Annotated in this window: 13 protein-coding genes; 3 read left to right on the plus strand and 10 right to left on the minus strand. The window is 69.6% G+C overall.

Annotated elements, in window-relative coordinates:
* Positions 1 to 23 precede the first annotated feature (23 nt).
* The 5 genes from ACUDCK_RS09805 to ACUDCK_RS09825 form a co-directional block, all read right to left on the minus strand.
* Positions 24 to 2,510 carry a TonB-dependent siderophore receptor gene (locus ACUDCK_RS09805; RefSeq protein ID WP_175167684.1) on the minus strand — a complete coding sequence of 829 codons (2,487 nt, stop codon included), beginning with the start codon at positions 2,508 to 2,510 and terminating at the stop codon, positions 24 to 26.
* Between the two features lie 143 nt (positions 2,511 to 2,653).
* Positions 2,654 to 3,652, minus strand: a complete 999-nt coding sequence (locus ACUDCK_RS09810) for a FecR domain-containing protein (protein ID WP_244976918.1) — start codon at positions 3,650 to 3,652, stop codon at positions 2,654 to 2,656.
* Positions 3,639 to 4,154 (minus strand): sigma-70 family RNA polymerase sigma factor, encoded by a 516-nt coding sequence (locus tag ACUDCK_RS09815; protein ID WP_175167685.1) that lies wholly within the window; start codon positions 4,152 to 4,154, stop codon positions 3,639 to 3,641. Before ACUDCK_RS09815 ends, ACUDCK_RS09810 begins: the two co-directional genes overlap by 14 nt.
* 119 nt (positions 4,155 to 4,273) lie before the next feature.
* Complete coding sequence (locus ACUDCK_RS09820) at positions 4,274 to 6,982, minus strand: penicillin-binding protein 1A (protein WP_175167686.1); 2,709 nt, start codon at positions 6,980 to 6,982, stop codon at positions 4,274 to 4,276.
* A 214-nt stretch (positions 6,983 to 7,196) separates the two neighbouring features.
* Entirely contained in the window at positions 7,197 to 8,003 is an 807-nt protein-coding gene (locus ACUDCK_RS09825; RefSeq protein WP_175167687.1) for an AraC family transcriptional regulator, read from the minus strand.
* A 168-nt stretch (positions 8,004 to 8,171) separates the two neighbouring features.
* On the opposite strand from ACUDCK_RS09825, the gene ACUDCK_RS09830 reads away from it, so the two are divergent.
* Complete coding sequence (locus ACUDCK_RS09830) at positions 8,172 to 9,425, plus strand: MFS transporter (protein WP_054503821.1); 1,254 nt, start codon at positions 8,172 to 8,174, stop codon at positions 9,423 to 9,425.
* 60 nt (positions 9,426 to 9,485) lie between these two features.
* On the opposite strand, the gene pgaD is transcribed toward ACUDCK_RS09830, so the two are convergent.
* The 4 genes from pgaD to pgaA are packed head-to-tail and all read right to left on the minus strand — an operon-like array spanning position 9,486 to position 15,781.
* Entirely contained in the window at positions 9,486 to 9,932 is a 447-nt protein-coding gene (gene pgaD, locus ACUDCK_RS09835; RefSeq protein ID WP_024068435.1) for a poly-beta-1,6-N-acetyl-D-glucosamine biosynthesis protein PgaD, read from the minus strand.
* Positions 9,929 to 11,266 (minus strand): poly-beta-1,6-N-acetyl-D-glucosamine synthase, encoded by a 1,338-nt coding sequence (pgaC, locus tag ACUDCK_RS09840; RefSeq protein ID WP_054503820.1) that lies wholly within the window; start codon positions 11,264 to 11,266, stop codon positions 9,929 to 9,931. The genes pgaD and pgaC overlap by 4 nt, the downstream gene beginning before the upstream one ends.
* Entirely contained in the window at positions 11,263 to 13,296 is a 2,034-nt protein-coding gene (pgaB, locus tag ACUDCK_RS09845) for a poly-beta-1,6-N-acetyl-D-glucosamine N-deacetylase PgaB (protein WP_175167688.1), read from the minus strand. The genes pgaC and pgaB overlap by 4 nt, the downstream gene beginning before the upstream one ends.
* Positions 13,297 to 13,303: 7 nt before the next feature.
* Complete coding sequence (gene pgaA, locus ACUDCK_RS09850; protein ID WP_244976919.1) at positions 13,304 to 15,781, minus strand: poly-beta-1,6 N-acetyl-D-glucosamine export porin PgaA; 2,478 nt, start codon at positions 15,779 to 15,781, stop codon at positions 13,304 to 13,306.
* Between the two features lie 585 nt (positions 15,782 to 16,366).
* Here pgaA and ACUDCK_RS09855 point away from each other — a divergent pair.
* Positions 16,367 to 17,632: a GGDEF domain-containing protein gene (locus ACUDCK_RS09855; RefSeq protein WP_175167689.1), complete on the plus strand. Its 1,266-nt coding sequence runs from the start codon at positions 16,367 to 16,369 to the stop codon at positions 17,630 to 17,632.
* On the opposite strand, the gene ACUDCK_RS09860 is transcribed toward ACUDCK_RS09855, so the two are convergent.
* Positions 17,622 to 19,529 carry a S9 family peptidase gene (locus tag ACUDCK_RS09860; RefSeq protein WP_374700857.1) on the minus strand — a complete coding sequence of 636 codons (1,908 nt, stop codon included), beginning with the start codon at positions 19,527 to 19,529 and terminating at the stop codon, positions 17,622 to 17,624. The two genes, ACUDCK_RS09855 and ACUDCK_RS09860, sit on opposite strands and share 11 nt — an antisense overlap.
* A gap of 163 nt (positions 19,530 to 19,692) precedes the next feature.
* Here ACUDCK_RS09860 and ACUDCK_RS09865 point away from each other — a divergent pair, with 163 nt between their 5' ends.
* Entirely contained in the window at positions 19,693 to 20,148 is a 456-nt protein-coding gene (locus tag ACUDCK_RS09865; RefSeq protein WP_054503816.1) for a BPTD_2524 family lipoprotein, read from the plus strand.
* Positions 20,149 to 20,186: the final 38 nt, after the last annotated feature.

The following is a 20,186-nucleotide window of genomic DNA, read 5'->3' on the forward strand; positions in this document are numbered from 1 at the left end:
GCGCGCCCTCGATCCGGCCGCGCCTACCAGCGGTAGGTCGCGGTCGCCAGCACCGTGCGCTGATCGCCATAGCGGCAGGCGCCAGCGCTGCAATTGCTGAGATAGGTCTTGTTGCCCAGGTTGCGCACGTTCAGCGCCAGGTTCCAGCCCTGTACCTGGTAGCCGATCATCGCGTCGAACAGCGTGTAGCCCGGCAGCTTCTCCGCGGCCGACTCCTGGTAGCCCCAGTTCGGTCCGGTGTAGCGCGCGCCCAGGCCGATCTTGATGCCGGATGCGAAGCGGTAGTCGGTCCACAGCGCGATCTGGTTGCGCGACACCGCCTGCATCTGCTTGCCGACTTCGCTGGGCGTGCTGCTGGCCGTGACCTCGGCCTTGGGCGTGTACGTGTAGGCGGCCACCACGTTCATCTGCGGCAGCGGCCGGAACGCGGCTTCCAGCTCGAGGCCACGCACCTGCACCTCGCCGGTCTGCTTGGGCAGGAACTCGGGCGTATAGGTGATGTAGTTGTGGCGCCGCAGGTCGAACACCGCCGCGCTGTAGCGGCTGCGCCCGCCGGGCGGCTCGTAACGGATGCCGAGTTCGTACTGGCGCCCGGTTTCCGGCCGCATCGGGCTGTTGGTCGCCGGGTCGATGGTGGCGGTGGGCGAGAACGATTCGGCGTAGCTGAAGTACGGCGCGATGCCGCTCGGATGCAGGTAGACCAGGCCGGCGCGCTTGCTGAAATAGTGCTCGGAGATCTTGGTGCGGGAGCCGTCGATGTTGCTGTCCACGTCCGCGCTGGCCTTGTCGTAGCGGCCGCCGAGCGTGGCCACCCAGTTGCCCCATTTGATCTGGTCCTGCAGGTAGAAGCCGGTCTGGGCCAGCCGGGTGGTGGCGTCGAACCAGGGCGCGGCGGTCTCGACCGGGCTGCCGTAGGACGGCGAATAGCCGTCGATGGGCGCGACCACGCCGTCGTTGTAGGTGCGCTGGTAATTGCGCGAACGCTGGTAGTCCAGTCCGAACAGGAAGGTGTGGGTCCAGTCGCCCAGGGCGACCTTGGCCTGCGCCTGGTTGTCGATGGTGAAGAGCCGCGCGTTTTCCTGGCTGCCGAACGGGAACCGTTCCAGCAGGCGGAAGTTGGCGGGGTCGTCCGGGTTGGCGGGGTTGACCGTGGCGAAGCCGCCGCGCACGTAGACCTGGCGGTAATCGACGCTGGTGTAGCCGTAGCGCGTGTTCTGGCGCACGGTCCAGGTGTCGTTCAGGCGGTGTTCCAGCAGATAGCCGACCATCCACTGTTCCTGGTTGAAGCGGTCGAAGCCCGGTTCGCCCACATAGGTATTGCGCGAGAATTTCCCGTTCGGATTGGGTAGCTGCGTGCCGATCTCGGGAAAGCTGCCGTAGGAACTGCCGTCGCGCACCCGCAGATAGTGCGACAGCAGGGTCAGGGTGGTGTCGCTCGACGGCTTGAGGGTCAGCGCCGGCGCGATGAAGAACCGGTCGTTGGGCAGGCCGCTGGCGGGCAGCTCGGCGTCGCGCGCCAGGCCCGTGATGCGGTAGAGCACCTTGCCGTTGTCATCCAGCGGGCCCGAGAAGTCGCCGGCCACCTGGCGCCGCGAATGGTCGCCGACCTGCGCTTCCAGTTCGTGCAGGGGTTCGTCGGTGGGGCGCTTGCTGACGACGTTGATCATGCCGCCCGCGCCGTTCTGGCCGTACAGCACCGAGGTCGGGCCGCGCAGCACCTCGATGCGCTCGGCGCCGTAGACCTCGGTCTGCCAGACCGCCCAGCTGTTGTTGTTGCGCAGCTGCAGGCCGTCCAGGTAGTAGCCCGGCGTCTGCGCGTCGAAGCCGCGGATGATGGTCCAGTCAAAGCGCGTGTCGGCGCCCCAGGGCAGGGTGTTGATGCCCGGGGTGTAGGCCAGGCTTTCCTTCAGGCGCGAGGCGCCGGTTTCGCGGATGAAATCGGCGGTGACGACGGAGATCGACTGCGGCGTTTCGAGAATGCTGCTGTCGGTCTTGGTGCCGGTGGCGCTGCGGCTGGCCACATAGCCGTCCACCGGGCTCCAGGCCGTTTCGGGGCGGCCGGTGACGGTGACGGCCGGCAGCGTGGCGGGGCTGTCGGCGGTGGGCGCCGGACGCAGCGCATAGGCGCCGTTGGCGCCGCGCACGACGCGCAGGCCCTGGCCCTGCAGCAGGGTGGCGAAGCCGTCCTGCACGGAATAGGCGCCGTTCAGGCCGGGGCTGGTCTTGCCGCGGGTCAGGGCGCCGTCGGCCGACAGCTCGATCCCCGCCTCGCTGGCGTAGCGGGTCAGGGTCTGGTCCAGCGGACCGGATGGGATCTGGTAGGTGCGCACCGGTGTCTGCGTCCCGGCGGGCGCAGGCGCTACCTGGGCTGGCGCCGGCGAGGTGGCCAGGAGGGCGCCGCCCAGCGCCAGGCAGAGCGCGGCGCGGCGCGGGAGCAGGCGGGAGGCGGTGGGCCGCGCGGAGAGGGGCGCGGTGATGCGGAACGGAGAGGAAAGGTGGCGGCTCGCCATCGGGTCGATCCCAGAAAGTACGGAAGAAAGTGTTGCGACTGCTATGTCTTCCGGCCGAGCGGGCGATTTCCTCAATGCCGCGCCAACAAAAATTGCAACAGGGGCCAGGGTTTGCGCGGGGCGCTTCTGGCGGTCGATGCGCCCTAGCGTGCTGCCCGGGGGCCGACGGTGACCCAATAGCGGCTGAACGTGTGGATGTCGACCGGCACGCCCAGCGTCAGGTTGTGCAGGGCGCGGTCGGTGTCGCGCAGGGGGAAGACCCCGGTGACGCGGAGCTCGGCGACGGCCGGGTCGCAGCGCAGGAAGCCGCTGCGGTAGCGGGCCAGCCGCGCGGTGAAGTCCGCCAGCCGCATGTCCTCGGCCAGCAGCACGCCGCGCGTCCAGGCGGCGTCGGCCTCGCGCGCCGCGGCGGGCGGCTCGGCGCGCTGCGGGTCGAAGCGCGTGCGCTCGCCCTCGTGCACCCGCAGGACCGCCTGGGTGGCCGCGCCGGGATAGACGTCGACCGCGCCCTGGTAGACCGCCAGGTGCGCCTGCGGACCGGCATCGCGCAGGGTGAAGCGGGTGCCCAGCGCCTGCACCACGCCTTGCCGGCTCTGCACGCGCAACGGCCTGCCCTGGGCATCGACAGCGGTCGACACCAGGATTTCCCCGGCCAGCAGCAGGATGCGGCGCTCGTGGCGGTCGAAGCGCACGTCGATGGCCGAGCCGCTGTCGAGCACGACGCGGGAGCCATCGGCCAGGGTGATGTCGCGGATCTCGCCGACGGCGCTGCGGTGGTCGGCGGTCAGCATGCCCCAGCGCCCGCTTTCGCGCCAGAGCAGGGTAGCCCCGGCGGTGGCGGCCGCCGCGATGCCCAGTGTCCGCAGCGCTTTGCGGCGCGCGGCATAGGCCTGCGGACGGGCGTCGAGCAGCACCGTGCGGGAGGCCGGCTCGGAGACCCCGGCCAGCTTGGCGTCCATGACCTGCAGGCGGCGCCAGGCGCGCAGGTGATCGGGATGGGCGGCCAGCCAGGCGTCACAGGCCGCGCGATCGGCCGCGCTGGCCTCGCCCGACCACAGCCGCGCCATCCAGGCCGAGGCGCGGCGCACGACCGCGGGATCGATCGCCGGCCCCTGGCCGGCGGCCGCGTCAGTGCGCGCCATCGTAGAGGGCCTGGTAGCACGCCAGCAGCGCCGCCGCGACGTACTTCTCGACCGAGGAGACGGACACGTGCAGCCGTTCGGCGATCTCTCGGTAGCTCAGGCCGTCGAGCTTGCACAGCAGCAGCGCCATGCGGGCCTTGGGCGGCAGCTTGTGCAGGATGGTGTCGACTTCGATCAGGGCCTCGACCGCCAGGGCGCGGACTTCCTCGGACGGCGCCAGCGCCACCGGCAGCGCGGCGATGGCCTCGAGGTAGGCGGCTTCGATGCCGCGGCGGCGATACAGGTCGATCAGCAGACCGTTGGCGATCTGGGTCAGGTGGCGGCGGGACTGGTCCGGCTGCGGCGTGGCGCCGGAGGCCAGGATGCGGACGTAGGTGTCGTGCGCCAGATCGGCGGCATCGAAGGCGTTGCCCAGCCGCTTGCGCAACCAGCCGCGCAGCCAGCCGTGGTGGTCACCGTAAAGCACTTCGATGGGATGGGGGGAGGTCCCGGTCGCGGACATGATGGACTGGCGTGGCGTTGGCGCGGCGCATCCCATGATCCGGAATGCGAATTATTCCGGATCATAGTTGATCCGCGCGCGCACCGGCAAGCCGGTCTTTCCCGGGCGGATCGGGGGGGTTAGAGCGGCCGCGCGGCCAGCGGCCCGGTGCCGTTGACGGCGCTGGCGCGGGCGCGGGCCGGGATGTCGGCGTCGACGCGCGGCACCGGGATCGGCGGGATCGGGGTGTTGCCGCCGTCGCCGCCCGGGTTGCCCCCGGAAGCGCCACCCAAGGCGCCACCCAGCGTGCCGCTGCCCGCGGCCGGGATCGGAATCGGCTGCGCCACCGGCGCCTGCTGGCCCGGCGCCGGCTGTGCGGGCGTCTGCTGCACGGGCGTCTGCTGCGGCGCGCCCGCCTGGGGCTGAGTCGCCGGCGGCAGCGTCGCGCCCGGCGCGGGCAGGGGCCGCACCGAGTTGTCGACGCCGTCGGTGGAGCGGTTGTTGTTGAGGAAGTCGGTCAGCGGGTCGCCGCTGGACAGGTCGAGCGAGGCCACCGCCTGGCCCGGCGGGAATTCGTTGAAATAGTATTCGCCGTTGTCCACCAGCAGGCCGTCGGGACGCGGCGCCGGCTTGGCCTCGGGCACGCCCTTGAGCGCCGGCTGCATGTAGTCGAGCCAGGTGGTCAGGGCCAGGCCGCTGCCGAATTCGTTGGTGCCCAGCGACTTGGGCTGGTCAAAGCCCATCCAGACCGTGGTGGCCAGGGTGGGGGTGAAGCCGGAGAACCAGACGTCGACCGCTTCGTTGGTGGTGCCGGTCTTGCCGCCGATGTCGTTGCGCTTGAGCACCTGGTGCGCGCGCGCCGCGGTGCCGCTGGTGGTGACGCCGCGCAGGATGTCGTCCATGACCCAGGCGGTGCGCGGGTCGATGGCGCGCGCGGCGGCGTCGCCCGCCACCACCGGCTGCGCCTGCATCAGCACATTGCCCGAGCGGTCGGTGACCTTGTCGATCAGGTAGGGCGTGACGCGGTAGCCGCCGTTGGCGAACACGCTGTAGCCGTTGACCACCTGCAGCGGCGTGGCGCCGCCGGCGCCCAGGCCCAGCGGCAGCACCGCCGGCCAGCGCGCCTTGTCGAAGCCGAAACGGGTCAGGTAGTCCTGCGCGTACTGCGGGCCGATGGCCTGCAGGATGCGGATGGTGACCATGTTCTTGGACTTGTACAGGCCCTGCCGCAGCGTCAGCATCGGCTCGTAGCGGTTGCCGTCGTTCTTGGGCTGCCAGTCCTTCGAGCCGGTCTGCGCGGCGGTCAGCATGAAGGGCTGGTCGGAGATCTGCGTGGCGGGCGTCAGGCCGCGCTCCAGGGCGGCGGCGTAGACGAACGGCTTGATGTTCGAGCCCGGCTGGCGCCAGGCCTGCGTGACGCGGTTGAAGGTGCCGCGGTTGTAGTCGAAGCCGCCGATCATGGCGCGGATGGCGCCGTCCTGCGGCACCATCGACACCAGCGCCGCCTGCAGCGCCGGCATGTTGATGATTTCCCAGCCGTTGCCGTTCTTGTGGATGTAGACCACCGAGCCGCGCTGGATGCGCTGGCTGTCGCCGGCCTTGGGGTTGAGGGCGCGCGCCACCACGGCCAGCGCCTTCTTGTCGGAAATGGTGATGATCTCGCGCGCGCTGCGCGCCACGGTCACTTCCTGCGGGCTGGCGGCCAGCACCACGGCGGTGAGCAGGTCTTCGCTGTCGGGCGTCTTGTCCTGCACGCCGTCGAGGATGTCGTCGAATGCCGCGGCATCCTTTTCGACGCCGTCGGGCAGCTCGATCTGGTCTTCCGGCCCGGGGTAGGGCGCGCGGCGGGTGTAGTCCAGCACGCCGTCGCGCACGGCGCGGTAGGCGGCTTCCTGGTCCTTGGAGTCGATCGTGGTGTAGACGTCGATGCCCTTGGAGTAGGTCTGCTCCTGGAACACGCCGTACATCAACTGGCGCGCCAGTTCGGCCGGGTATTCGCCGTGGATGGCGAAGCCGCGCAGGCTGGCGCCGTCGGCGCCGCGGATCACCACATGCTGCTTGAGGGCTTCTTCGGTCTGTTCCGGCGTCAGGTAGCCCAGCGTCTTCATGCGGCCCAGCACGTAGTGCTGGCGGATCTCGGCGCGCGGGAAGTTGGTGATGGGGTTGAAGCGCGAAGGCGCCTTGGGAATGCCGGCCAGCATCGCGGCCTCGGCCGGCGTGACCTCGGACAGCGGCTTGCCGAGGTAGGTGCGCGAGGCGGCTGCAAAGCCGTAGGCGCGGTGGCCCAGGTAGATCTGGTTCATGTAGAGCTCGAGGATCTGGTCCTTGGTGAGCTCGGATTCAATCTTGTAGGTCAGCAGCAGTTCGTAGAACTTGCGCGAATAGGTCTTTTCGGACGACAGGTAGAAGTTGCGCGCCACCTGCATGGTGATCGTGCTGCCGCCCTGGGTCTTGGATTGCTTGACGAGGTTCACGAGCACGGCGCGCACCATGCCCATCCAGTCGACGCCGCCGTGCTGGTAGAAGCGGTCGTCCTCGGCCGCCAGCACGGCCTGGCGCATCACCGCCGGGATTTCGTCGAAGCGCAGCACGTTGCGGTGTTCTTCGCCGTATTCGCCGATCAGGACCTTGTCGGCGGTGTAGATGCGCAGCGGCACCCGCGGCCGGTAGTCGGTCATGGCGTGCAGGTCCGGCAGGCTGGGCCAGGCGATCGCCAGCGCCAGGCCGACCAGCAGCGCCCCGCAGACGCCGAGGCCGGCGACGGCGACGCCGGCCTTGATCAGGAGTCGTTTCCAGGGAAAGCCCGATTTGCCGCCCGGGTTGGCGGAGGATTGCTGGGGGGTGCTCATTGCTGGCGATTCTAGGGCAGAACGCTATAGACCGGCGACGGGGCCGGAAGGTTTCGGTAACCAAACTTGCCCGCGGGGACGGTTCGCGCCACGGGCAAGGCATATGGGGACGGGTTTGAGCATACGCGCCGCGCGGGTTTCGCGCAGCGGCCGGCTGCAAGCGCGCGCTGAAATGTATTGCGCGCCGTGACAAACGGCAAGGCCGGTTGCAGTGTCATGCGACATTCGCCCGCAGATAGCGTTGCGGCGGCGCGCCCAGGGCGCGGTGGAACATGGCGCTGAAGGCGCTGGGGCTGCGATAGCCCAGGTCGGCGGCGATGCGCGCCACGGGTACGCCCAGCGACAGGCGGCAGACGGCGTCGGCCAGGCGGACCTGCTGCACCCATTGCCGATAATTCAGTCCCAATTCAGCCTGGAACAGCCGGATCAGCGTGCGCGCGCTGACGCCGACCTCGCCGGCCCAGCCCTCGATGCCGCGTTGCAGGCCGGGCCGGTCGAGGATGGCCTCGCAGATCGTCTGCAGGCGGCGGTCGCGCGGCCAGGGGATCTGGATGGGCACCACGCGGGCGGCGGTCAGTTCGGACAGGATCAGCGCGGCCACCTGCCCGGCCCGTCCGCCCAGCGGATAGTCGATGGGCTCGGCGGTCAGCGCCAGGATCAGTTCGCGCAGCAGGCCGCTGACCTCGATCACCTGGCATTGCGGCCAATAGGCCCGCGCGGCGTCGGCATGGATGTACAGCGAGCGCATCGAGACCGCGCCGATCATGTCGACGCCATGCGGCACGCCGGCCGGCACCCACAGCGCGCGCAGCGGCGGCAGGGCCCAGAAGCCGCTTGGCGTGGTGACGCGCATCACGCCTTCGACGGCGTAGATGAGTTGGGCGCGCGGATGGGAGTGGGCGCCGGTGCGGGCGCCGGCGGCGAATTCCTTGGCCATCGCCGTCACGTCGCGGGGGCGGTCCTGGTAGTCCTGGGCGTCGATGCTGCGAGCCGGGTCGAGGCGCGCGGGCCGGGTGGGCATGGTGTCACTTCCGACAAAAGGAGGAAGCCGATTTCATGGTGGGGGAAACGCTATTTTGTCACTTTCTCGACGAAAAATGTCAGACGCTGGAAGCGCGCCGTTCCTACACTGGCCAGGCCCCGGCGTGAGGTCGGACGCATTCCCGTTTTCTTTTTTCGTTCCCTATCCATGAACTCCGCCCAGAATCCCGCCGCCGCGTTGCCGGACCGCACCGCGTCCGCCGCGCCCGCGCCGAGTCCCGCCGTTGCCGATCCTTCCACCGCGTTCGCGGTATTGGGCGCGATCAGCGTGGCGCACCTGATGAACGACATGATCCAGTCGATCCTGTTGGCCATCTATCCCATGCTCAAGGATTCGTTCAGCCTGTCCTTCGCGCAGATCGGCCTGATTACCCTGGTGTACCAGTTGGCGGCCTCGCTGCTGCAGCCGTTCATCGGCTTCTACACCGACCGCAATCCCAAGCCGTATTCGCTGCCGGTGGGCATGGGCTTCACGCTGGCGGGGCTGCTGTTGCTGTCGGTGGCGCCGTCGTTCGGCTGGCTGCTGGTGGCGGCGGTGCTGGTGGGCACGGGCTCGTCGGTGTTCCACCCCGAGTCGTCGCGGGTGGCGCGCATGGCCTCGGGCGGGCGCCACGGGCTGGCGCAGTCGCTGTTCCAGGTGGGCGGCAACGTCGGCTCGGCGCTGGGGCCGCTGCTGGCGGCGCTGTTCATCATTCCGCACGGCCAGCGCAGCGTGGCCTGGTTCTCGCTGGCGGCGCTGTTCGGCATCGTGGTGCTGACCGGCATCGGCCGCTGGTACAGCGCCAACCGCGTGCGCCTGAAGCCGCGCGCCCGGCGCGAGGGCAGCGGCCACGGCCTGACGCGCAACCAGGTGCTGGGCGCGCTGGGCGTGCTGGGCCTGCTGGTGTTCTCGAAGTACTTCTACCTGGCCAGCCTGAACAGCTATTTCACCTTCTACCTGATCGACAAGTTCGCGCTGTCGGTGCGCGAGGCGCAGTTGTACCTGTTCCTGTTCCTGGCCGCGGTGGCGGTGGGCACGGTGGTGGGCGGGCCGGTGGGCGACCGCATCGGCCGCAAGATCGTGATCTGGGTGTCGATCCTGGGCGTGGCGCCGTTCACGCTGCTGTTGCCGCATGCCAACCTGTTCTGGACCGGCGTGCTGGTGGTGATCATCGGCGTGGTGCTGGCGTCGGCTTTTTCGGCCATCGTGGTGTACGCGCAGGAACTGGTGCCGGGCAAGGTCGGCATGATCGCCGGCCTGTTCTTCGGCTTCGCCTTCGGCATGGGCGGGCTGGGCGCGGCGGCGCTGGGCAAGCTGGCCGATGCCACCAGCATCGGCTATGTGTACCAGGTGTGCGCCTATCTGCCGCTGCTGGGCATCGTGGCGGTGCTGCTGCCGGACGTGGAGCGCAAGCGCGCCTGAGGAGCGGGGGCGCGCGACGGCCCGTGACGGCCGCCCGCGCGCTCCGGGCGCTATCCGCCCTCAGGCCGCCGGCACGGCGGCCAGGCGCGGGCGGGCCGCCTCGATGGCCTGGATCTCGCCGTCGCCGCCATGATGGATGACGGCGACGCGGGCGGCGCGCAGTTGGGCGATCTGGCGCGGCGTGACGGCGAAGCTCAGCGCCAGCCGGTGATCGTCCAGCGGCGCGATGGGCTGGCGGCGGTCCTTGCCGCCGAAGCGCAGGTGGTTGTAGGCCGCCCACAGCACCAGCACCGCCGCATTCAGCAGGGCCAGCACGGCGTAGCTGCCGAGCGTCTGCAGCGTCGGCAGGAAGGTCGGCCAGAGCGGCGCCTGCGGCCCGCTGGCCGCGCCGCGCAGGATGGCGACGATGCCGGCGCCGAACAGGTAGACGAAGGCGAGCCAGCCGACCGCGGTCAGCAGCAGGTCGAACAGATAGCCCGCGCGCGAGCGTTTGGTCGTGATGATCATGATGCGTCCGGTGATTTGATGCCGCGGTCGGGGCTTGTCCAGCGCGCGCGCTCGGCCTGCTTGCGCAGCATGACTTTGGGGAAACTGACCAGGGTGGTGAGCAGGCTCACCATCCAGTAGGCCAGGGGATACCAGATGACCCAGTAGAGCGCGCGCCACAGGCCCGGCTCGTAGCGGCGGTCGATCAGGATGCTGATGGCGAATTGCAGCAGGCACACCATCGCCAGCATCATGCCGGTGAAGGCGGGCGGCATCAGGCTGGCGATGTGCATGTTGTTGGGCAGGGTCACGATCTGGCTGATGAGCCACAGCAGCACCGAGATGCCGAAGGCGAAGGCCCAGGCGGTCGACAGGCAGAATTCCAGCATCAGCGGCCACAGGCGGCGGTGGCGCCAGCTCCAGATCGAGCGCAGGTTCTTCAGGAACACCTCGGCGCCGCCCTGCGCCCAGCGCAGGCGCTGCTTCCAGATCCCGCGCAGCGTCTCGGGCATCAGGATCCAGCACAGGCCGCGCGGTTCGTAGAAGATCGACCAGTGGTCGCGCTGCAGCTTCCAACTGATGTCGATGTCTTCGGTGATCATGTCCAGGCTCCAGTAACCGACCCGGTCGAGCGCGGCGCGGCGGAAGGCGGCGACCACGCCCGACACGGTGAAGACCTGGCCGTAGACGCGCTGGGTACGCTTGATCAGGCCGATGATGGAGGAGAACTCGCCCACCTGGACGCGGCCGATCAGGGTCGAGCGGGTGCGGATGCGCGGGTTGCCGGTGACGGCGCCCACGCGCGGGTTGTCGATCAGCGGCGCCACCAGGTAGGCGGCGGCGTCCGGATCGAGCACCGCGTCGCCGTCGATGCAGACCAGGTATTCGCTGCGCGCGGCCAGCGCGCCCATGCGCAGCGCCATGGCCTTGCCCTGGTTCTGCGCCAGGTGCACCACGCGCAGGCGGGGGTGCTGTTCAGCCAGGCGGTCCAGCATGGCCCCGGTGCCATCGCTGGAACCATCGTTGACGGCGATGACCTCGATGTTCGGATAGCGCTGGTTGAGGGCGGCCAGCAGGGTCTCTTCGCCGTTGTCGGCTTCGTTGTAGCAGGGCACCAGGATCGACACCAGCGGATCGCCGGCCAGCGCCGGCGGCGCCGATCCGGGCCCCCACTGCCAGCGCCGTTCCCAATGCCACCAGAAGTACAGGCCGCCGGCCATCCACATGCCGGACATGAACAGCGGGTAGAAGAAGACGAAGCCCAGCAGCGCCTGGCCGGTCAGCATCATGGTGAAGCCGAACGGCGCGCCCAGCACCGCCAGCAGGATAATCAGGGCAATCAGACGGTCGATCATCGGAGGGGATACCAGGCTTCGGAGATGGCGGGCCGGATGCCTTGCAACCGGGGCTGGTCTTGCGAGAAATCGTCGGGGTAGTAGCCGAAGCTGCGGGCGCCGCGCAGTTGCAGGCGTTGCATCCAGCCGGCCAGCACCGCGGTGTCGACGGGCGTGGCCTCGGGGCGGCCGGGGCCGGTGCGCCAGTCGCGCGCCTGCAACTCGAACACGGTCCGGTCGAGCGCGCCGGGGCGCCGCGCCACGGCGTCGACCAACCGGTCGAGCCAGGCGTTTTCCTGGCCCTTGGGGACGTTCTCCATCAGCGGCATGGCCATGGGCGCGGTCCAGTCGTAGGCGGCCAGGAAGTCGTCCAGGTTCTGCGCGAACCAGGTTTCCGACTGCGGCTCCAGGATCGGCATGGCGAAGATGTTGCGGGCGGTCTTGATCTGCGGGCCGCGCACGGCGCGCACGCGGTCGGTCAGCTCGGCGGTGAAGTCGACCAGGGCGCGGCTCTTGACGCGCGTCCAGCGTTGCAGCGTGTCCGGGTCGGCGCGCAACTGGCCGATGTCGCCGGGCAGGCCGGCGGCGCGGTAGGCCGCCAGCGCGCCGGGGCTTGCGTCCTCGAAGTCGGACAGCACGGCGTCGTCGTGGAACAGGATGCCGTCGAAAATGGCGTGGCGCGCCAGGTCCTCGTACAGGTCGCCGATGCGGGCGCGCGCGGTGGCGTCGAACGGCGACAGGCGGCGGTACTGGTCCGGATCGGGCCGCGCCTCGGCCTGGCCGGGCTGCCAGCGCGTGACGCGCGGGATCGAGGCGTCCAGGTCGTAGGCCAGCACCGGCATCCAGGCGTACACCATGACGTTGGCGCGGTTGTGCAACTGCCAGGCGGCGCGGTTGAACAGGTCGGCGCGCACCGGCAGCCAGCGGTTGGGGAAGTACACCGAGCGCACCAGGCCGTCGCCGGTGGGGTCCGAATACGCCTGCAGGAACACGGTGTTGATCTGCAGGTCGAGGATGCGCTGCACCAGTTCGCCAAGATTGCGGTCGGTCTGCGCCGGATCGGGGTCGTAGACGTAGTCCAGGTCGACGTGGGCGACCCGCATGAAGGGGGTGGCTTCCATGCCGACGATGCTGTTGGCGAACGGCTTGAGCGGCGGGTCGCTGGCCAGCAGCATGCGCGGCGTGGACATCAGGCGGCCGAGGCGGCCGGGGCCGTCTTCCAGCGTCAGCGCCAACTGGTAGCCGTTGTCGGCGGCGATGCGCAGCGTGCTGCCGCCCTCGGCGCCGTAGGGCCAGACCCAGACGCGCGGCTTTTTGCCGGTGACCTGTTCGATCTTGCGGCTGATGGCGCGCACGTCGCCGCCCATGCGGGCCTTGAATTGCGCCTCGGTCTCGTAGCGGCCGGTCTTGGCGTCGTAGGCGCGGATCGCGGCGGCCGGCTCGGTGTTGCCCTGCGGGTTGGCCAGCGCGCCGTAGTGCGAGGCGTCGGTATGGGCGGCGATCTCGACCAGCCCGGACTGCGAGATGGCGCGCACTTCGTCCCAGTTCAGGAAGCGCTGGCGCGGCTCGGGGCTGCCGCCGAAGTCCACGCGCTTGTCCGCGGGAGTATCCATCCAGGTGCCCACCGGCGCCAGCAACGCCGGCCAGCGGTAGGCCTTCAGGATCGGCAGCACGCGGGTGTAGAAGCTGCGGTAGCCGTCATCGAACGACAGCAGCACCGCGCGCTCGGGCAGCGGCTTGCCGCCCTGGCGCGCGGCCAGGATCTGGTCGACGGAGACGGCCTGGTAGCCGTTTTCGCGCAGCCAGGCCAGTTGGTCGACCAGGCGGTCGGTGCGCACGCTCAGAAAGCCCTGGTCGGGGTCGTCGTCCTCGACGTCGTGGTAGGCCAGGGCCAGGAAATTTCCCTGGACCCAGGGTTGTTCGGCGGCCGCCACGGGCCGTTCGGACGGCGGCGTGTAGACCGGGATGTCCTTGGCGCAGGCGGTCAGCGCCAGGATGGCCAGCAGCAGCAGGGCCGCCAGCAGGAGTCGGGTGGATAGCTTGAGCAACATGGCGGTCTCAGAAGCGGTAGGCAAGGTCGAACACGATGCGCAGTTCGCGCTCGCGCTGGCCGTCGTACGGGCGGCTGATGCCGGTGACCATCGCGCCCATGTCGAGCACGTCGTTGGCGCGAAAGCGCTGGCCATAGCCGAGGGCGATGACGCCGCCGGTGCCGTGGCCCTGCTGGGTGTAGGTGCCAGCGCCGATGGTGCCGATCTGTTCCCAGGCGGTTTCGTAGCGGCGGTACAGCGTGTGCGTGACGCGCGCGCCGGGCAGCGCCATCAGGTCCGAGCGCGGGTTGTAGTAGGGCGCGTCGTCGCGGCTGTTGCGCTGGGTCGACAGGTCCAGCGTCAGGTCGGCCTTCAGGTGCGGCGCGGTGTAGACGCGCTCGCGCCCGTCCAGTCCCAGTTCCCAGCGCTGGTTGCCGTCGGAAAAACGCGACGGCGACAGCGACAGGGTCCATTCGCGCCGCTCGTTGGCGCGCCAGCGCACGAAGCCGGTCAGGCGGTTGGCGGTGATGTCGTTGGTCAAGGCCCGCAGCGGGGTCTCGCGCGACAGCAGCTCGCCCGAGCCGCCCACCTGCCAGTGGTCGTCGATGTCATAGGCGGCCGACAGGCGCAGGCCCGGTTTGACGCCGTGGCCGTAGCTGTGGGTCGAGACTTCGCCTTCGACCGTCAGGTCGCGGCCGCGCCATTGCACGCCGGTGCGCAACCAGCGGTAGTTGCCGCGTCCTTCCTCGAAGTCGCCGGTGGCGTAGCCGCCGCCGCCGAAGGCGCGCCAGTTGTAGTCGATGGGCGGCGAATACAGCACCGCGTCGATGCCGAAGTCGCCATTGCCGTTGACCGGGCTGTCCGAGGCCAGGCCGCGGTAGCCGCTGATGCGCAGCTCGGCCTTGTTGTGCACTTCCCATTCGCGCGCCAGGCGGCGGCTGGTCAGGTTCTCGGGGGCGCGCGCCAGGGTGTCGGCCGACAACGCCTCGGCCTGGCGCCATTCCTGCAGGTCCATGGCGGTGAAGCCCTGGCCGTTTTCGACCTGCAGCGCGCGCGGCGCCAGGGTTTCGGCCATCTTCAGTTCGCGTTCCGAGGCGCGCGGCAGGTCGCGGCGGCGATACAGCGAGGCCAGGTCGGCGCGCAGCGTCGAGTTGTTGGGCGCGTTCTCGACCATGCCGCGCAGGCGCTGCTCGGCGGCGACCGTGTCGTCGGCCAACTGGCGCGCGGCGGCCACGGTCTGGGCGCTTTCGAGCTTGAGGTCGTTGGGGTTGCGGGTGGCCTGGCCCTTGAAGTACAGCCAGGGCGCGTAGCCGGATTCGATGGCGTCGGTGACGGCATCGGTGCGGTCGAATTCCTCGGCTTCGGCCAGCGCGTAGTACAGGCCGGTCTCGGTGTTGAGTCGGTCTTCGGCATCGTCGTCGCGGCTGGCGCCGTCGGCGCCGACCTGGCGGTAGAGGTCGCGGGCCTTTTCCGGCTGGCGCAGGTACAGGTAGGCCGAGGCGACGTCATTCAGCGCATAGCGTGGCACCGCCACGTCCTGGGCGCGCAGGGCCTCGTATTCCCGCACCACGTCGGCCATGCGGACCCGCGCATGCAGCGCGTGCAGACGGTCGATGCGGGCGCGCAGCACGTCCTGGCGCGCCGGCTCGCCCAGGGCTTGCCAGGCGGGGATCAGCGCGTCGTAGCGGGCCAGCGCGCGGTCGGCGATGGCGAAGCGCCCGGCCTCGGTGCGGGTGGGCATGGCGGCCAGCCGGACCTGCTGGGCCAGCGCGTCACCCTCCATCCGGCGCAACTGCGCGGCGTCGAACAGGTCGGAATGCTGGCGGGCCAGATCCAGCGCCGGCCGCGCCAGGCGGGCGCGGCTGAGGGCGTCGATATATTCGCGCAGCACGTAGGGCGTGCCGGGCGCGATCGACAGCGCCTGGTCGGCCTGGTGCAGGGCCTCATACGGCTGGCGCAGCCGCGCATGGACATAGGCCAACGCCAGGCGCGCGTCGGCGTCGCGCGGCGCGCGCTTGACCCAGGCCTGGCCGGCGGCGAGCGCGGCCTCGGTCTGGTCGGCGTCGGCGAGGGTCATGATCTCGCCGGCGGCGAAGGCGCTCTGGCCGGGATGGCGGCTCAGGCCGGCGCGGTAGGCCGCCAGGGCCTCGGGCCAGCGACGCAGGTCGCGGTAGGCGCGCGCCGCCGCCAACTGGATGTCGGCGGGCACGGCGGCGGCCCGGGGCAGGGATTCGTAGGCGGCGACCGCCTCGCCGGGCCGGCCGGCCCAGCCGGCGATGACGATGTGGTCGTAGATCGCCTGGCGGCCGGCGCCCGCGCCTTGTTGGCGCAGCATGGCCAGCGCCGGCTCGTAGTCGCCTGCGCGGGCGCGCGTGATCAGGGCGTCATAGTCGGCGCCAGGGGCGGCCAGCGCCAGGGCGGGAGCCAGCAGCGCGCCGGCCGTGAAGGCGCGCACGGCCGTGGCGGCGGCGCGCTGTCGCGGGGCCGCCTGCGTGGCGGTCGCCATGTCGGGGCCCGCGTGGCCCCGGGGGGGCATTGTTCCTTTCAGCATCCGTAGTACTTCCGCAGTTGCGACGAGGGCGCTCACGGCTCCGCCGGCCGGACGCGCAGGGCGCGTCGCCGAAGGCGCGGCACGGACGCAAGCAAGGGCGCCGGCGGCGGATGGGAGAGCGTTGGGTAGTGACTGCGCGGCGCCCGCTGCGGGGACCTTCGCACTCGCACGAGGGAGTGCATGGCTAGTACGCGCCACGCCCGTGGGGCGTGGTTGCGACGCTTCTGGCGGCGCCGTCAACAGCCCGAACTTTATGGGTTTTCGGTCAATCCAACTGTCAATTAGTGCAAAGGGCGGCGCCGTTGTTACGAAGCTTGACGTATTCTCTGTCGCATACCGCGCAACCGTCGTGGCGGTATGCCGGTATTGGGGCAACCCGGGCACGGAACGTTGTGCGCGCGACGGAATGGGTTCACATGGTTCGCCCTGAAAGTAACAAAAAACGTCAAAAGTGCAGGTCTGTAACGTGACTACGACACTGCCTCCGGTGCAACACCTAGCGACGGCGAGCGCATGCGAACGCGCGAGCCGGTAAACAACATGACGACTTCCTTATTTTTCCTGGTGTGGGGGCTGGCGACGGCCCTGGCGCTACCCTTGCTGCTGCCGCTGCGGACGCGCGGCGTCGGCGGCGTGCAGGCGTTCACAATCGCCAACGGCCTGGCGGTGCTGTCGATGCTGGCTTACGCGTCGTCCGAAATCATGCCGCCCGGCGCCTATGTGATGGTGTCCAACGCCGCCTGGCTGGCGTCCGTAAGCCTGGTGTACGTGGGCGTGCGGCAGTTCTTCGGCCTGCGGCCGCAGGGCGCGCGCGTGGGCCTGGCGGCGGCGCTGTGTATCGTGGCGATGGCGGCCATGCTGTACCGGCAGGACTACCTGGTGGGCCGCATGGTGGTGTTCTCCACCTTCACCTGTGGGCTGATGCTCGCCACGGGCGGCGTGGTGTATCGCCAGCGCAAGCAGATCCAGACCCCCGGGGTGGTGCTCTACGTGCTGCTGGCGATGACCGGCCTGGCGCTGCTGCATGCCCTGCGCGTGGCGGTGTATGGCAGTGGGTGGGTGCCGGTGTCGTCGCTGCTGGATCCGGCGCCCTGGGGCCTGTTCTTCATCGTCTGTGGGTCGGTGACGGTGCCGGCGCTGTTCCTGGCCTTGCTGTTGCTGATCCAGACCGCGCTGTCGGAAAGAATGCAGGCGGCGCTGACCTTCGACAGCCTGACGGGCGCCTATTCCCGACGCAGCATCCTCGACGAGCTGGAGCATGAGCTGCTGCGTTGCGAGCGCGGCGACGGCCGGCTGGCGGTGCTGGTGCTGGACATCGACCACTTCAAGTCGATCAACGACCGTCACGGCCATGCGACCGGCGACGCCGCCCTGCGGCATTTTGCGCAGGCGGTGCCCAAGGCCGTGCGCGCCAGCGACCGTTTCGGCCGCCTGGGCGGCGAGGAATTCGTGCTGCTGATGTACGGCTGCGACGCCGCCTATGCGCTAGTGCAGGCGCAGCGCGTCTGCGATGCCCTGCGCGATTCGCCGCTGTACCTGCAGGGGCAGGCGTTGCGCATGACCGTCAGCGGCGGCGTGGCGACATTCCAGCCAGGCGACACCGCCGACGGCATTCTGGCCCGCGCCGACCTGGCGTTGTACAAGGCCAAGGAGCTGGGCCGCGATCGCGTCGAGATGGCCTGGAGCGGACGCGCCACGGGCCGCCCGCAGGCGGCCCGGGAGCAGGGGGAGGAAGGCGCCGCGCGGGAAGGCGCCAGCCCCGAGGGGGGCGCGTTGGCCGCGGAGGGCTCCAACCTTACGGCTTGAGGTGCTCGGTGAAGAACTTTTCCATGGCCGCGTAGAACTCGAACTTGTTTTCGTCGTTGTGGAAGCCGTGGCCTTCGTTGTCCTTGACCATGTATTCCACCTCGACGCCGCGGGCCTTCAACGCCTTGACCATCTGGTCGCTCTCGTCCTTGTTGACGCGCGGGTCCTTGGCGCCCTGGGCGATGAACAGCGGCGTCTTGATCTTGTCGGCGTGCAGGGCCGGCGAGGTGGCGGCCAGGCGGTCCTTGTCGCGCACCGGGTCGCCGACCATGTCCTGCATCTTGTCGAGCATCGGCTTCCAGTAGGGCGGAATCGACTTCATGAACGTGAACAGGTTGGACACGCCGACGTAGTCGACGGCGGCCGCGTACAGGTCGGGTGTGAAGGTCACGCCGGCCAGCGTCGCGTAGCCGCCGTAACTGGCGCCGTAGATGCCGATGCGCTTGGGATCGGCGATGCCCTGCTTGACCAGCCATTGGACGCCATCGGTGATGTCGTCCTGCATCTTCAGGCCCCATTGGCCGAAACTGGCTTCCCAGAAGGCGCGGCCATAGCCGGTGGAGCCGCGGAAGTTCATCTGCAGCACGCAGAAACCGCGGTTGGCCAGGAACTGCACCTCGGGGTTGTAGCCCCAGCCGTCGCGCGCCCACGGGCCGCCGTGCGGGTTGACGATGCATGGCAGGTTCTTGGGGTCGCGCCCGGCCGGCAGCGTCAGGTAGCCATGGATGGTGAGGCCGTCGCGGCTCTGGTAGCTGATGGGCTGCACCCGCGACATGTCGGCCTCGGGGATGGCCGGGTTGATGTCGGCCAGCTTGCTGAGGGTGTCGGCGCGGGCGTCGTAGATGTAGCGCGAGCCGGGCGTGCGGTCGTTGTAGGCGGCGACGATGAACTTGTCTTCGTCGCGGTTGGCGCCCTGGATGGCGAACTGGTAGCCCTCGAGCTGGGCTGACAGCTTCTTGAACAGGGTTTCGGTCTCGGCGTCGAAGAACTTGTACTGCGGCTTGTCGGTCTGGTAGGAGGCCACCGTCAGCACGCGGCGCTTGCGCGAGAAACCGGCCGCGTCCAGGTCGACCGTGTCCGGGGTGAAGATCTCGTCTTCCTTGTCGGGGCTGGCCGGGTCGATCACCACCAGCGCGAGCTTGTCGCGGCCGCGGTTGGACAGAGCGTAGAACTTCTTGTCGTCGAAGGTGAAGAAAGCCGGGCTGACGCTGGTGCGGTAGTCGGTGGTGAACAGCGGGCGGAACTCCGAGGCCTCGTTGTCGCGGTAGAGCAGGGTGGTGTTCAGGCCGTCGCTGGTGACGGCCGCGCGCACCTTGCCGGCGTGGTCGGTCTGCCAGCCGACGATATTGCCGGGGTTCTGCGCCACCAGCACGCCGGCGCCGGTGTGCACGTTGACGCGGTAGACGTCGAACACCTGCGGATCGCGCTGGTTGTGACTGATCAGGATGTGGTCGGGGTCGTCTTCGAGGTCGTCCTCGATGCTGGCGCGCACGCCGTCGTAGGGGGTCAGGTCGGTGACCTTGCCGGTCTTGGCGTCCACCGCCAGGACGTGGAAGTTCTCGTCGCCGCCGAAGTCCTTCTGGTACAGCACCACGTCGGGGCCTTTCCAGAAGAAGTTGCTGATGTCGCGGGCCGACTCGCTGGTCAGCTTGCGCGGTTCGCCCACCGGCTTGCTGCCTTCCAGTGCCTGGACGTAGATGTTCATGCGCGGCGGCTTGCCGTCGACGCTGGTGGGCTGCATGAAGCCCAGGGTCTTGCCGTCGTCGGCCAGGCGGAAGAAGCCGCGTTCCGGATTGCGGAAAAAGTCTTTCAGGGGGTAGGCCCGGGGCGGCTGCGCGGCGGCGCTGGCGCCCAGGGAGGCGCCGACGATACCGGCGGCCAGGATGGTGTGTTTCATGAATGAGAGCAAGGCATACCTCCGACGATTCCACCCGGCCGCGGGCGCCGCCGGACTACTGATCGATAATGCCATAGCCTCGGCCGGGGTGTCGAACCGCCCCGGCCACTTATGCCGGTGGCCGGTTTGCGGGATAATCGCGGCTATCAATCTGGAGAAACACATGGTTCGGAATCTGGTCGTGGCGTCGGCGCTGGCCCTGGGGCTGGCGGGCTGCTCGCTGGGCATTTCGCAGGATGGCTCGTCGCCGCACAGCGAGTTCAAGGCGCCCGTTGCCTTCAAGGACGCCTATGCCACCACGGTGCGCCAGGCCAACGCCTGCCTGCGCAGCACCGACAACGCCTATCGCGTGGTCTCGAGCCTGGACGAGGGCGCCCAGTCCGCCGTGGTGCGGGTGCTGGCCCCGTACAGCGACAATGAAATGACGCGGGTCGACCTGAAGGCCGCCGGTCCCAAGACCACCGAAACCCGCATCGTGATGTGGGGCAAGGGCACCTGGGACGCCGCGGCGATGCGCGCCATGCAGGACGCGATCTACTACGGCATGAGCTCGTGCGCCAGCTACATGCCGCTGGATCCGCGGCCGCCGGTCAAGCCGTCGCGCGACCTGCCGAAGTAACGCGGCGGGCGGCGGCCCGATCGCGGCGGCCGCGGTCA

Source organism: Achromobacter sp. CF-sbj1-Ac2-l, assembly GCF_052698165.1.

Excerpts from the sequence above, each read along its gene's own strand:
- ACUDCK_RS09805 (WP_175167684.1), bottom strand. The coding sequence starts at position 2,510 with ATGGCGAGCCGCCACCTTTCCTCTCCGTTCCGCATCACCGCGCCCCTC.
- ACUDCK_RS09810 (WP_244976918.1), bottom strand. The coding sequence starts at position 3,652 with ATGGCGCGCACTGACGCGGCCGCCGGCCAGGGGCCGGCGATCGATCCC.
- ACUDCK_RS09815 (WP_175167685.1), bottom strand. The coding sequence starts at position 4,154 with ATGTCCGCGACCGGGACCTCCCCCCATCCCATCGAAGTGCTTTACGGT.
- ACUDCK_RS09820 (WP_175167686.1), bottom strand. The coding sequence starts at position 6,982 with ATGAGCACCCCCCAGCAATCCTCCGCCAACCCGGGCGGCAAATCGGGC.
- ACUDCK_RS09825 (WP_175167687.1), bottom strand. The coding sequence starts at position 8,003 with ATGCCCACCCGGCCCGCGCGCCTCGACCCGGCTCGCAGCATCGACGCC.
- ACUDCK_RS09830 (WP_054503821.1), top strand. The coding sequence starts at position 8,172 with ATGAACTCCGCCCAGAATCCCGCCGCCGCGTTGCCGGACCGCACCGCG.
- pgaD (WP_024068435.1), bottom strand. The coding sequence starts at position 9,932 with ATGATCATCACGACCAAACGCTCGCGCGCGGGCTATCTGTTCGACCTG.
- pgaC (WP_054503820.1), bottom strand. The coding sequence starts at position 11,266 with ATGATCGACCGTCTGATTGCCCTGATTATCCTGCTGGCGGTGCTGGGC.
- pgaB (WP_175167688.1), bottom strand. The coding sequence starts at position 13,296 with ATGTTGCTCAAGCTATCCACCCGACTCCTGCTGGCGGCCCTGCTGCTG.
- pgaA (WP_244976919.1), bottom strand. The coding sequence starts at position 15,781 with ATGGCGACCGCCACGCAGGCGGCCCCGCGACAGCGCGCCGCCGCCACG.
- ACUDCK_RS09855 (WP_175167689.1), top strand. The coding sequence starts at position 16,367 with ATGACGACTTCCTTATTTTTCCTGGTGTGGGGGCTGGCGACGGCCCTG.
- ACUDCK_RS09860 (WP_374700857.1), bottom strand. The coding sequence starts at position 19,529 with ATGAAACACACCATCCTGGCCGCCGGTATCGTCGGCGCCTCCCTGGGC.
- ACUDCK_RS09865 (WP_054503816.1), top strand. The coding sequence starts at position 19,693 with ATGGTTCGGAATCTGGTCGTGGCGTCGGCGCTGGCCCTGGGGCTGGCG.